The organism is Bacillus sp. XB1, from assembly GCF_053557995.1.
The window spans coordinates 799,071-812,520 of the sequence record NZ_JBNRIL010000001.1; the positions used below are offsets into that span (position 1 = coordinate 799,071).

Annotated in this window: 16 protein-coding genes; 13 read left to right on the plus strand and 3 right to left on the minus strand. The window is 33.9% G+C overall.

Annotated elements, in window-relative coordinates; genetic code table 11:
* The first annotated feature begins 68 nt into the window (after positions 1 to 68).
* From ACK1U5_RS03895 to ACK1U5_RS03950, 12 genes are all read left to right on the plus strand, one after another.
* Entirely contained in the window at positions 69 to 677 is a 609-nt protein-coding gene (locus ACK1U5_RS03895; RefSeq protein WP_050821906.1) for a hypothetical protein, read from the plus strand.
* Positions 678 to 697: 20 nt separating this feature from the next.
* Positions 698 to 1,945, plus strand: coding sequence for a glutathionylspermidine synthase family protein (locus ACK1U5_RS03900; RefSeq protein WP_069605053.1), 1,248 nt, complete (start codon positions 698 to 700; stop codon positions 1,943 to 1,945).
* A 251-nt stretch (positions 1,946 to 2,196) separates the two neighbouring features.
* The gene (locus ACK1U5_RS03905) at positions 2,197 to 3,000 is read left to right on the plus strand and encodes an aminoglycoside N(3)-acetyltransferase (RefSeq protein ID WP_000783343.1); all 804 of its coding nucleotides are present in this window, start codon (positions 2,197 to 2,199) and stop codon (positions 2,998 to 3,000) included.
* Positions 3,001 to 3,015: 15 nt separating this feature from the next.
* Positions 3,016 to 3,705 (plus strand): phosphopantothenoylcysteine decarboxylase domain-containing protein, encoded by a 690-nt coding sequence (locus ACK1U5_RS03910; protein ID WP_000676724.1) that lies wholly within the window; start codon positions 3,016 to 3,018, stop codon positions 3,703 to 3,705.
* A 141-nt stretch (positions 3,706 to 3,846) separates the two neighbouring features.
* Entirely contained in the window at positions 3,847 to 4,320 is a 474-nt protein-coding gene (locus ACK1U5_RS03915) for a tetratricopeptide repeat protein (protein WP_000400636.1), read from the plus strand.
* Between the two features lie 12 nt (positions 4,321 to 4,332).
* Positions 4,333 to 5,388: a hypothetical protein gene (locus ACK1U5_RS03920; protein ID WP_069605052.1), complete on the plus strand. Its 1,056-nt coding sequence runs from the start codon at positions 4,333 to 4,335 to the stop codon at positions 5,386 to 5,388.
* A gap of 205 nt (positions 5,389 to 5,593) precedes the next feature.
* On the plus strand, positions 5,594 to 6,103 hold the full coding sequence (locus tag ACK1U5_RS03925; RefSeq protein ID WP_069605051.1) for a DUF402 domain-containing protein: 510 nt from the start codon (positions 5,594 to 5,596) through the stop codon (positions 6,101 to 6,103).
* A 450-nt stretch (positions 6,104 to 6,553) separates the two neighbouring features.
* Positions 6,554 to 7,309: an ABC transporter ATP-binding protein gene (locus tag ACK1U5_RS03930; protein WP_030026041.1), complete on the plus strand. Its 756-nt coding sequence runs from the start codon at positions 6,554 to 6,556 to the stop codon at positions 7,307 to 7,309.
* Between the two features lie 17 nt (positions 7,310 to 7,326).
* Complete coding sequence (locus ACK1U5_RS03935) at positions 7,327 to 8,313, plus strand: aliphatic sulfonate ABC transporter substrate-binding protein (RefSeq protein WP_069605050.1); 987 nt, start codon at positions 7,327 to 7,329, stop codon at positions 8,311 to 8,313.
* A 16-nt stretch (positions 8,314 to 8,329) separates the two neighbouring features.
* Entirely contained in the window at positions 8,330 to 9,178 is an 849-nt protein-coding gene (locus ACK1U5_RS03940; protein WP_069605049.1) for an ABC transporter permease, read from the plus strand.
* A 76-nt stretch (positions 9,179 to 9,254) separates the two neighbouring features.
* Positions 9,255 to 10,367: an FMNH2-dependent alkanesulfonate monooxygenase gene (gene ssuD, locus ACK1U5_RS03945; RefSeq protein ID WP_030026038.1), complete on the plus strand. Its 1,113-nt coding sequence runs from the start codon at positions 9,255 to 9,257 to the stop codon at positions 10,365 to 10,367.
* 195 nt (positions 10,368 to 10,562) lie between these two features.
* Positions 10,563 to 10,655, plus strand: a complete 93-nt coding sequence (locus ACK1U5_RS03950) for a putative holin-like toxin (protein WP_001289320.1) — start codon at positions 10,563 to 10,565, stop codon at positions 10,653 to 10,655.
* 228 nt (positions 10,656 to 10,883) lie between these two features.
* Here the strand turns inward: ACK1U5_RS03950 and ACK1U5_RS03955 are convergent, their stop codons facing one another.
* Positions 10,884 to 11,705 carry an HNH endonuclease gene (locus tag ACK1U5_RS03955; RefSeq protein WP_000189710.1) on the minus strand — a complete coding sequence of 274 codons (822 nt, stop codon included), beginning with the start codon at positions 11,703 to 11,705 and terminating at the stop codon, positions 10,884 to 10,886.
* A gap of 149 nt (positions 11,706 to 11,854) precedes the next feature.
* Between ACK1U5_RS03955 and ACK1U5_RS03960 the strand changes: the two genes are divergently transcribed.
* Positions 11,855 to 12,940, plus strand: coding sequence for an AI-2E family transporter (locus tag ACK1U5_RS03960; RefSeq protein WP_000837892.1), 1,086 nt, complete (start codon positions 11,855 to 11,857; stop codon positions 12,938 to 12,940).
* 239 nt (positions 12,941 to 13,179) lie between these two features.
* Here ACK1U5_RS03960 and ACK1U5_RS03965 read toward each other — a convergent pair whose 3' ends face one another.
* The gene (locus tag ACK1U5_RS03965; protein ID WP_000668497.1) at positions 13,180 to 13,320 is read right to left on the minus strand and encodes a YrzI family small protein; all 141 of its coding nucleotides are present in this window, start codon (positions 13,318 to 13,320) and stop codon (positions 13,180 to 13,182) included.
* Positions 13,321 to 13,347: 27 nt separating this feature from the next.
* Positions 13,348 to 13,450: YrzI family small protein (locus ACK1U5_RS03970; protein WP_448814828.1), on the minus strand; the 103-nt coding region annotated here is incomplete at its 5' end.

The window sequence follows — 13,450 nt, forward strand, 5'->3', positions numbered from 1 at the left end:
ATAATAATTTCATTATATAATATAGGTATCTGGAAAAATATAGATAAAAGAAGATAGGTGTATAACACGTGAGAATGGAGAAAAGTAAGTTTATAAAAATAGCTACTTCAATAGGGGTGTCATCTTTTTTATTAACAGGTTGTGGTGATTATGAAGAAAAAACTGCTCAGCAAGAAAGTACAGCTGTTAAAACAGATGGTGCAAAACAAAGAAATGAACAAGAAACATTAAATTGTGATGATAAAGCCCCAACCAATGAAAATGTAGAGAAAGATGAGTTATGCAAGGAAAATAATCCGTCATTTTCATCTTATCATGAAAACTCTCATTTACCGATACTTCCATTTGTAGCAGGATATTTATTAGCGAGTAGAACTTCAAATATGAATTATACAGCAAAACCAAATTTAATGAAGAAACCGTATGCAAATAATGTTATTCCATATCGTGAAAAAGATGAGCGTAGAACAGGTGGCGGTAGTAGCGGTGGTTATACTGGTGGTTCTAACGGTAACAATAATACTTCCAATAAAGTAGATTTAAATAAACAGCAGCCAAATCCATCCAATAAAGTAACACCAGATACAAATACGCCAAAATCATCTACTACGCAAACACCGAAAGTAAACTCTGGTTCAAGTGGAATTGGAAACGCAAAAGCGCCAGCAGGATCCTAAAACGAAAGGGTAATGGAGTAATGTATACAGAACGAGAGCAAGAAGAGTATATGAAAGTATGGTTTTCACTTGCAGAAGAGGCTAGTAGGAATGGTTTCACTTGGCCTAGTCTGTTAGAGAATGAAGAATGGAATCAATATATGGCAACAGGGATGTATCGCATGCCAGCAAAAACTTATACTGCTATCTCAAAAGCGACAGAAGAAATCATGTATGTGTTATATAGAACGTATCAATATATTGTAAATACGACAGAAGATTTTCAAAAACTTGGATTCCCAGCTGAAGCGTGGGAAATGGCGAGAATGAAACATAATGGTTTATTTTCATATTTTACAAGGTTTGATTTTATCGTAAATGGTGACGATATAAAATTAATAGAAGTAAATTGTGATACGCCAACAGGCTATTTAGAACCGTCTGTCGCAAATGAAGTGTTATGCCGTTATCATGATGTAAATCACCCAAACCATATAGAAGAGCATATTGTGCAGGCATGGGAACAAATTAAACATGACTATCATATAGGCCCTGAAGAGACGATATATTTTACTAGTTATGATTGGCACGATGAAGATAGTCAAACGGTTCAGTTTTTAAGAACGTATTGCTTAAATCAGTCAACGGACTATGTAGGAATACAAGACATTGTCGTTGCGGAAGATGGTATATATACGCCGAGTGGAGAAAAAATAAAATATTTATATAGACTGTATCCAATAGAGTATTTAGTAACGGACGTTGATAAGAATGGAAAAAGGATTGGTTTACAATTTTTAGATCATATTGCGCAAGAAAGAGTGAAAATTATTAATCCGCCAGCCGCATTTGTTATGCAAAACAAAAGTGTACTCGCACTAATTTGGAAGCTTTATGAAGAAAGTGTTTTCTTTACAGAAGAAGAGCAAGACATTATTTATAAATACTTTCTACCAACATATTTTTCAAATAAGCGATTTCTAGAAAGACATGAACCATACGTTTCCAAACCTGTATTTGGTCGTGAAGGTGGCGGAGTATCTATATACGAAAATGATGAATTATTAGCTGAAGATAAAACAGAGTATTACTTTGAACAAAGGAAGATATACCAGCAATACATAGAAATGCCTGACTATACCATTGACACATGGGATGGTCCATATACTGGTAAACTATTAATTGGCTCTCACTGTATAAGCGGAAGAGCAGCAGGCTTATTTTTACGTGTAGGTGAGAAAATAACGGGAAACTTATCAATGTTTACTGGGGTTACAATTGAAGGATAAAGTAAACAAAGAGCTCATCATTTGTGATTAGCTCTTTCGTCTATGTATAAAACAGCTTTTTATGGTGGGGATGTAAAATCTTCACTTTCTTTTTGTGTTTTAAATCTGAATATTATAATTTAAATGTTTTTTTGTGTAATCATATTACTATTTTTTATAGATGTGAAAAATGATTAAGTTAAAAATTAAGAAAAATATGATAATATATTTATATAGAAGTTTAAATTTACGTAGCTAGTGGGGGAACCAATATGAAAATGAATGAAATAGTAGCAAGTACACAATTTCCAAATACAATCGAAACAATAACAAAAGATTTAAAAGCATTAGGAGTCGAAAAAGGAATGACAATTATCGTTCATTCATCACTAAGTTCTATCGGGTGGATATCTGGTGGTGCGGTTGCTGTAGTAGAAGCATTAATGAAAGTTGTTACGGAAGAAGGAACGATAATAATGCCAACGCAATCTTCGGATTTGTCCGATCCGAAACATTGGTCAAGACCACCTGTACCGGAAGACTGGTGGCAAATTATCCGAGATAACGTCCCAGCATTTGATTCACGTATAACCCCAACAAGGGGAATGGGTGAAATAGTTGAATGTTTTCGTACATATCCGAATGTAGTACGTAGTAATCATCCGTTAGGAAGTTTTGCTGCATGGGGAAAACATGCAGTAGAAATAACAATGAACCATTCGTTATCAATGAGCTTTGGAGAAGAATCTCCATTAAGAAAAATATATGATTTAGACGGGTACGTATTATTAATTGGTGTTGGATATGATTCCAATACGTCTGTTCATTTATCCGAGGTGCGTTCTGGTGCATGTGAGTTAATACAAGTAGGAGCACCTATTATAGAAAACGGTGAAAGAGTGTGGAAAGAGTTTTTTGAAATGGATTACGAATCTGAGAAGTTTGTAGAAATTGGTGTGGAGTTTGAGCGAAAAGGAACTGTAAAAAATGGGAAGATAGGGAATGCAATGTGTCGTCTAATGAAACAGCGTGATATAGTTGACTTTGGAACAGAATGGTTTCGTAAGAAAAATTAGTAAGGGATGGTTACAATGAAGGGGAAAAAGGTATTAATTACGAGCGGTGGTTGTCTAGAAAAATGGGATCAAGTACGCGGGCATACGAATATGGCCAAAGGTACAATCGGAAGGATAATCGCAGAAGAACTTCTAGCTAAAGGGGCACATGTTATATATTTACACGGTTATTTTGCGGAGAAACCGAGTGATGTACATAGAGGGTTAGAATTACATCCATTTGAAGGAATCGTTGATTTACAAGATAAAATGAAAAGTATCATATCACATGAAAAGATTGATGCAGTCATTATGGCAGCGGCTGGATCAGATTGGATTGTGGAGAAAATTTGTGATCAAGATGGTAATGTTCTTAATATGAACGGAAAAATTTCAAGTGATATAGCACCGATTATTCACTTTCAAAAGGCTCCAAAAGTATTAAAACAAATAAAAGAATGGGACCCAGAAACAGTACTTGTTGGTTTTAAACTTGAAAGTGATTTAAATGAAGAAGAACTGTTTGAAAGAGCAAAAAATAGAATGAAAGAAGCAAGGGCGAATGTAATGATTGCGAATTCACCACATTCTTTATATTCGCGCGGAGCTGTGCATTATGTAATTGGACAGGATGGTAAAGGGAAGTTGTGTAATGGGAAAGATGAAACAGCGAAAGAAATTGTCAAAAGCTTAGAGTTATTATGTAATCGTGTCACTGCTTTTTAAAATTAAGTTTTTAGATGAGAATGAATCCGCATAGTAATAAGTAAGCGAAACTTTAATTGGTGGGAATTTTACTTTTACACGAATGTGAAGCGTATACCAATCAAGAGCTATACACAGAATAATTGGTGAGGAGTGGATTCTATGGAACATTTATTAAAGCAAGCTATTAAACTTAGAAACGAAAAGAAATATGCGCAGTCTAAAGAGATGCTTATAGGATTAACAAACTTTACAAAGGATGCAGAAGTACTGTATCAGTGTGCGTGGATACATGATGTAATGGGGCTAGAAACAGAAGCAGTTCCGTATTATGAGCAGGCAATCGCAAATGGACTTGATGGCGAATCGCTTTGCGGTGCTTATATTGGTTTAGGAAGTACATATCGTTGTATAGGGGAATATGAAAAGGCAATTACAGTATTAGAAGCTGGGGTGAAAAAATTCCCAGAGAACGCTCCGATGAAAGTATTTTTATCATTAGCAAAATATAACGTAAACGATCACGAATCAGCGATGAAATTATTACTTGAAACTGTCGTGAAAGTAGAGGAAGTAAAAGAATTTGAACGTGCCATTTCATTTTATAAAGACCATTTAAATGAGGTTTTTAAATAAAGGAGTGAACGTATGGAGGTTACACTATCACGAAGGCGAAAAGGTGTTTGGATTGGACTCGTCTTTTTAATTATGCTACCAAACTATTTATTGTATGCCCTTCCAATTGTACCAGTTGCGCCGAAAGAAGTTGTGCTTGGGTCATTATTAGATTGCATGTTTGTCATTCCAATCATCACGTATTTCTTCATTATTCGAAAAAGATACTCGTTAACGTATATAGTTCCTGTTGTAATAGCTGGTTATATTTTTGCGAGATTTATTATTCCAAGTGACTATTTACAAGCTTTTTCATTCATCTCTTATATTATTGTTGCGGCTGAAATTGCATTTGTAGGTCTAGAATTATTCCTTCTCTATAAAATTGTTAGAGTGCTTCCTAAAATAATAAAAAAATATAAAGAATATAGAAGAAAAAATTATTCCTTTTCTTATGCAATTGATGCAGCGTTTGACGCTACTATGAAAAGAAGTAAGTTAGTAGATGTCATTCTAACAGAGTGTAAGTTAATCTATTATGCGTTTTTATCGTGGCGTGAAAAAGTACCAACAGGTAAATCTGTATACTCATATCATAAAAAGACTGGTGCTATAGGTGTGTATATCATGATTATTCATGCAACAATAATTGAAAGCATTGGTTTTCATTATTTACTACATCAGTGGAATCCAGTAATAGCATGGATTTTACTTATTTTAAATGTATACGCGATGATTTATTTTATAGCTGAAATACAAGCGATGCGCAAAAATCCCCTTGTCGTAACAGAAGAACAAGTAGTCATTCAAATCGGATTAGGAAAGAAAATTGTTATGCCATTTACACAAATTGATAATATTGCGTTCTACAAGGGTGAATTGCTAACGGCAAAAGAAAGGAAACAGGTATTGGATGCAACTGTTATGGAGTTCATAAAAGAACCTGCTACTTTTGAAATAACATTAAAAGAGCCAGTGAAAGCGCAGTTGTTATACGGCTTTTCTAAAACAGTAAGTCGTGTTTACTTAAATGTTGATGAAGAACGAAAATTTTATGATGCGGTTAAGGAAAAGTTAAAACATGAGTAATAGTGCTGTTAGTTACATAAAAACAAATGAGCTTCCGTTAGAAGTGAAAAAATATGAAACATGGATAGTGAAAAACTCTTTCTAAATAAGAAGGAGTTTTTATTATATACTTTTATAAATCATTATATAAAAAACTATACACTTCTTTATCATTACATAAATGGATATAATTGAGGATAGAACTAGCATAAGGGGAAACAAAATAATGAATAAGTTACTTACATCGAAAATTGAAATTATAGAAAGAAAAATCCGGTATAACTCAACAATAGTAGATCACAATTGCTTATTACTTGAAAAGCAATCACAAAGTATCGTTTTATTTCACGAGGTGCAGTATTCATTTACAATGACTGCAAATGATACTAAGTTAACAATCCCAAAAGGAAGTTATACAATCGCATATTACTGGAAAGAGCGTCCGTACAATTTATACGTATGGAGAGATATAAAAGGAAAGTATTTAGGTTCCTATTTTAATATTGTAAAAAACACACAAATAAAAGATGAAGTGGTTTCCTTTGAAGATTTAATCATCGATATTATGGTACTTCCAAATGGAGAATACTTCATATTGGATGAAGATGAATTACCAGAACCATTAGGGAATTTCGAAGGTGGTTATGTGAGGAAAGCTCTTTATGGATTAAAAGAAATCATTCAAAAAGAGCTGCCACCAATAGTTTTGGAGACAGCCAGGGTGCAGAGGAAATAAAATTTAATTACATAAATATTTTGAATGGGAATGAGTAGTCTCAAGTTATATGATCTAACTTTTTTAATAAATCTAAGGTTAGTAGCATATTTCTTGAAATTACTCTTTTTTTGTAGAAATTTCGTCGCTTAGTTATTAAATCCCATCAAATGCATTTAGCGTGTGAGTTTTCTTATTGGTTACAGTGGATTAAAAATCAGAAAAAATAGTAAGTAAATGATATCGTTCAAATAAACAACAGTAAAAATATTCAAACGAATCATATGTATGTTTTGATAAAACCTAGTTGACTTATCGGAAATATTTGTATAATATGTACTTAATTCCATAACGTATTGCTGATTGGAGAAACCAAAGGCATTTTATCTGTTGATAAAATGCCTTTGGTTTTTTTATTGCACAAATACTGAATCTGTTCATTTATATGAATCATTTTAAGGAGGAGAAGAAATGACTGTTTCAATTGATGGGGTATCAAAATATTTTTTGAAACAAACTGGTACTGTTCAAGTATTAGAGAATATTAATTTTCAATTAGAGAAAGGGGATTTTGTTACAGTAATTGGTCCGAGTGGGTGCGGAAAAAGTACATTACTAAAAATTGTTGCCGGTCTAGATAATGATTTTGAAGGGGAAGTTGTTATTGACGGGGATCCTATCTTAAAAACGAGCAAGAAACAAGGTTTTATTTTTCAAGAACATAGGCTTTTTCCATGGTTAACAGTTGAAGAAAATATAGCGGCAGATTTATCGTTAAAAGATAAGTATGTGAAAGATAAGGTAAGAGAATGGGTTGAAATCGTTCGGTTAGATGGCTTTGAAAAATCGTATCCGAAAGAAATTTCAGGCGGGATGTCACAACGTGTTGCGATAGCGAGAGCGTTATTAAGAGATCCAAATGTATTATTACTTGATGAACCTTTTGGAGCGCTGGATGCTTTTACTCGAAGTCATTTACAAGAAGTATTGCTAAATATTTGGGAGCAGAAGAAAACAACAATGATATTCGTTACACATGATATAGACGAAGCGATATATCTTTCAAACCGAATCATCATTATGAGTGCAAAACCAGGGAAAATACATAAAGTGATTGAAAATAATTTGCCTTATCCGCGAAATAAAACTTCTCAATCGTTCCAACAACTTCGAACGAAAGTATTACAGCAGTTTGAATATGGAGGGTTGATTCAAACAAGTATATAGGAAAAGGGTGATTTTATATGTATAAAAAATTAAAAATTCTTTCTTTTGCTTTAGCTATATCAGTATGTTTGTTAGGATGTGAAAAAAGTACAGCAAGTAGTAAGAAAGAAGATGTAACAATACAAATTGGTATACAACAAGGATTAAGCCCGCTATTACTAGCAAAGAAAAAGGGATGGTTTGAAGAGGAGTTTAAAAAAGAAGGAGTTAAAGTGAAATGGACAGAGTTCCAAAGTGGACCTCCTTATTTTGAAGCAATCGCATCAAACCGGTTAGACTTTGGTGAAGTAGGGAATTCTCCAGTCATTTCAGCGCAAGCAGCAGGTATTGGATTTACCGAAATCGCCAATACAAGTTATGCGAGAAAAGGAACTGGAATTCTCGTTCAAAAAGATAGTAAGATTGCGAGTGTAAAAGATTTAAAAGGTAAAAAAATTGCAGTAGCAAAAGGAAGTAGTGCCTTTAATTTATTATATCGAGCACTTGATAAAGAAGGTATTGATGCAAAAGATGTAAATGTCATTCAATTACAACCAGATGAAGCGCAGCCTGCATTCGAATCAGGATCAGTAGATGCATGGGCGATTTGGGACCCTTTCATATCATTACATACGTTAAATAAAGGTGCGAAGGTGATTGCAGACGGTGAAACATTAAATGTCTCTTCACCAGAATTTTTAATTACGAGGACAAAATTTGCGAAAGAACATCCAGAATTAGTTGAGAAATTCCTCAAAGTTTATGAGAAAGCACGTGTATGGCAAGATGCTAACTTAGATGAAGCAATAAAAGTATACACTTCTGTAAAAAAGATAGATGCAGAGATTGTAAAAGAAGTGTTTAATCACGACAAACCAATTTTAGTTCCGGTAACTAAGGAAATAATAGCAGAACAACAAAAGACTGCGGATTTTCAATATAAGCTCGGTTCTATAAAGAAAGAAATTAAGACGGAAAAAGTTGTAGATAATTCTTTCGTAGAAAAAGCATTGAAAACGAAGTGAAAAGAGGTTTTGTAAAGTGGAAAATACGAAAGCTGTTATGAAACCAGCGAGTATAACGATTAAGAAAAATGGCATAAAGAAGGTACGAAAGTTAAATGTAAAAGTTTTAGTAAGGGCGATTATTATACCGGTTATTATATTAATAATTTGGCAGTTGGCTGGCGTATTCGGTCTTGTTTCTAAAACAGTTTTACCAACACCATTAGATATTTTTCTAGCTTTCCAAGAGCTTATTAAAACAGGAGAGTTATTCGGCCATTTAAGTATTAGTGTATTCAGGGCTGCGGCTGGTTTCTTTATTGGTGGGGGCTTAGGAATCATTTTAGGAACGATTGTTGGATTTTCAACGAGAAGTGAGCAATATTTAGACCCATCTGTGCAAATGTTAAGAACTGTACCTCATTTAGCTGTTGCGCCGCTTTTCGTATTATGGTTCGGTTTTGGTGAAACATCAAAAGTGTTATTAATTGCAGATGGTGCATTTTTTCCTTTATACGTAAACGCATTTTTAGGTATTAGAGGTGTGGATTCAAAGTTATTTGATGTTGCGAGAGTGTTAGAGTTTAGTAAAAGAAAATTAATCACGAAACTAATTTTACCAGCTGCATTGCCTAACCTTTTACTAGGAGCAAGGTTATCGTTAGGTGTTGCGTGGGTGAGTTTAGTAGTAGCAGAACTTATGGGGTCTACAGAAGGTATTGGCTATATGATTATGGATGCAAGGCAATTTTCAAATACAGATATCGTATTTGTCGGCATAATTATATTTGCATTTGTTGGGAAGTTTTCTGACTCTCTAGTACGTTTACTAGAAGTGAAGTTTTTAAGATGGCGAGATAACTTTAAAGGTGAGACAGGGAATTAACATATAAATTATTAGGGGTAATTTATATAGAATGTGTTAGTATACGATTCAAAATAAATAAGGGGTGTGTAAAGGTATGGAATTATTATGGTTTATTCCGGCTTATGGAGATGGTCGATATTTAGGAACGACAAAACGAGGAAGAGCAGCTGAATATGGTTATTATAAGCAAGTTGCTGCGGCAGCTGATTATTTAGGATATACGGGTGTTTTACTTCCAACTGGTCAAGGATGTGAAGACCCTTGGGTGTTAGCTTCAGCTCTTGCTGCTGAAACAGAAAAACTAAAATTTTTAGTAGCAGTGAGACCAGGACTAATGTCCCCTACAGTTGCAGCGAGGATGGCATCTACATTTGATAGAATTTCACATGGGAGGCTGCTTATTAATGTAGTAGCTGGAGGAGATCCAGTTGAACTACAAGGAGATGGATTATATCTTGATCATGATGAAAGATATGAAGCAGCGGATGAATTTTTAAAAGTTTGGAAATCGACATTGCAAGGTGAAACGATCTCTTTAGAAGGAAAACATATTAAAGTTACAGATAGTAAAGTTGTATTCCCACCAGTTCAAATACCATATCCTCCTATATATTTCGGAGGATCGTCAGCTGCTGGAAAAGAAGTAGCAGCTGAACATAGTGATGTATATTTAACGTGGGGAGAGCCGCCAGAGCAAGTGAAAGAGAAAATAGAAGAAGTAAGAAAACTTGCAGAAGAGAAGGGGCGTACAGTGCGATTTGGCATTAGATTACACGTAATTGTAAGAGAAACAGAAGAAGAAGCATGGGAAGAGGCAGAACGTTTAATTCAATATGTGGATAATGAAACAATTGAGCTTGCTCAAAAGACATTTGCAAGATATGATTCGGTTGGTCAAAAACGGATGACCCATTTAAATAAAGGTACGAGAGAGTCGTTAGAGATAAGCCCTAATTTATGGGCTGGAATCGGACTTGTAAGAGGTGGGGCAGGTACTGCACTTGTAGGCGATCCGCATACAGTAGCAAAAAGGATAAAAGAATATGAATCGTTAGGAATTGATACGTTTGTTTTATCAGGATATCCGCATTTAGAAGAAGCGTATGAAGTGGCAGAATTGTTATTCCCATTATTGAATGACGAGAAGAAAGAAGAAACTAAAATTGTTGGTGAAATGATTGCTGATGCATATGCATTAAAAAAATAGTGAGAAATAAAGTTTCACTTATTTATTGCTTCATTTTGTTTACTGCCTGTTAACACGAGATAAAAAACCCGCAAGTTATTCGCTTGCGGGTTTTCATCGTAAATTATTAGAAAATATGGTAAAATTAAAGGGTAACTTAAGGTGCGGTTGGTTGTTCAATTATCACTTCTCCGAGTAGGAGGGGGGTGATAATACGTGAGTGAAATAGCGTTGCTACTGCAGGGTGGACTGTTTCTCGTTGCATTGTTAACGTTCGTCGTCGTTTTAATAGACAAGCTCAAAAAATAACAACCCACCTATGCCTATAGAATGTGGGTTGTTTTGTTTGTAAGAAACAAATAGGATAAATGAACAATCCAATCTGCTAAGTTACGTGGACTAGTGTGTAGCCGCACACTAGTCTTTTTTATTTATATACAATTTATAATTGGTTTATGTGATTGTATTGTTCTTTTCATACTCATTATAACACAGTGTCTTTTCATCAAGAAAGGAGACCGTATGTTCTGGTCTCTGTTATATAGTAGGTGCTTTTTCTTTAAACAGCCCATCCATATACTGTTTTAAACTTTGGACATAAAATTTCTGTGTATTCACATTATTTACACCGACAATGGGTGATGGAAGGTCAAATCTTTTTTCTGATAAATGAACGACAACATCAAAAATGTCAAACAAACGAATGAAGCAAAACAGACCGTCTTTATCGCTAAGTAAAATAAAGTAATGATTTTCACTACTTGTATTTAGCGTATTCCATAAAGAACTTTTGCTTAAATCACGTACAATGCTTTTTTCTTTTAGTTCCACGAAATCTGCATTTGAGAGAATGGTAGAGATATCAATCGCATCTTGATCTTCAAAGTAGCCATCAACTGTTTGTACAGCGAATGTATAAGCCATTTTTAATATACTCATTTTATATTTACGGTTATCCAATAGCAATTCACGTTGAATAGAACTGGCTACTTTCGTTACACGTTCCTCTTTCCAAATTTCATTATGTAAGGAAATATCGTGCTTTTTACATAGTTTCATAATTAATGCATTAGAATAAAGAATTTCGTCGCTTACTTCGACAACATCAGTCTCAGCAGCCGCAAGTTCCTCACCGTGCTCATTCGTATAGAGTGGGGAATCAATTTGTCTTTTCATTTGTTCAATCTTAAATTGACTCAATTTATGCCTAATTAAAGGACGATCAATATTTGTTGTCATTTGTTCATGACAAGTATCACAAATTGAGTTTGTGAAATAATATCCACATAATATTTCTGGAATGACATATTGTTCACTAAGTTCTTTCGTATCTTTTCTGCAAATGATGCATTGTGTCATTTTTATCACCTTTACCTGCAAATTTGTATGTAATCTCATTGTAGTGTATTTATTGGTATTTTGGAATATTGTAAAGGAAAATATTATGTGAAATTCATACTTATTTTGGTACAATGAAGAGAAGTGCTAGTTTAAAGGAGGCCATTTTTTTGAAATCAAAAGTGCACTTTTGGACATTAGAAGTGCTAATGGTTGTAGGAATCATATTTATTTGCACAAAAATATCATTTTTATTTCAACCGATTGGTATCTTCATATCAACATTATTTTTCCCAATCTTAATCGCGCTTTTTTTATACTTCATATTTAATCCTGTATTAATCTTTTTGGAGAATAAAAAAGTACCTAGAAATTTAGCGATATTGCTGTTATATCTTTTTATCATAACATTAACTGCGGTTGGCGTTGGAGTAGTTGTTCCTACGATTTCACAACAGCTAATGGACTTAGTAAAAAATATGCCAGGCTACATAAAAGAGGGAAAAGTATACATACAAGAATTATCACATCATAGGTTGTTTGAATGGTTATCTACACAAAACTACGTTTCCATTGAAACAATTGAAAAAAATGCGATTGAATACTTAAAAGATATACCAAATACAATTACGTCGAGTGCAACGGCTTTATTTGGTATTATCACGAACGTTGCATTAGTTGTATTTACTGTACCGTTCATTTTATTTTACATGTTTAAAGATGGACATGCCTTTCCAGGAAAAGCGGTAAGTTTATTACCAGAGTCTTACCGTGAAGAGGGGCTTCGTATCATTAAGGAAACGAACGAAACATTATCTGCATATATTCAAGGGCAAGCGCTCGTTTGTATATTTGTAGGTGCGTTTACTTTTATCGGTTATTTAATTATCGATTTACCGTACGCTTTCGTTTTAGGAATTATTGCAGCATTTACAAACATCATTCCTAACTTAGGTCCATTTATCGGAGCAGCACCAGCTGTTATTGTAGGACTGTTCGTATCTCCGATGCAAGCCTTATACGTAATTATTATCGTAACAATTGTACAACAGTTTGAAAGTAATATTATTTCACCACGTATTATGAGCTCGAAATTAAACATCCACCCATTAACAATTATTATCCTAATTTTAGGGGTAGGTAACTTTGCTGGAATCATCGGAATGATTTTAGCAGTACCAGTTTATGCAGTAACAAAAACAGTTGTTTCGAACTTAGTGAGATTGTTTAAGACGAAGAGAAGTAATCGGAAATAGTAAAACCTGAGAAAGATACACCTCTTTTTAAGTGGTGTATCTTTTGTTTATAAAAAATAATTAAAAGCGGGTTGATTTGATTTTATTATATATTTTTTATGCATCAAATTCAGTGATGAACTTGTGTGATATAAGCTCTATAAAACTATGTGGAATCCCTCTGAACTATCCAAATCATTTCCTTACAGCGTGCTATCATCATCATAATCGACTCCTTTCAATTCTATATAGTTAAACGATTAAAGGTGAGTGTAGTACTTGCTTCTACGATCTCGAATTTCATCAATAACTTGTTTATATTGTCTTTCTTGTTTTAATTCATTTTGAGATATTGTTTCTTTTTGAATCGTAATCGTTAAAAAGAATAGGTGAAACTTCATATGTGAATTCCTCCTTTCGAATTGGAATTACAGATGACTACAGTAATGACTTTGTCTTTCTTTTACAGAATCCATAGCCTGATTAATTTGTCGTTCATGAAGCATTTCAGACTCAGAAAATTTATTTTTT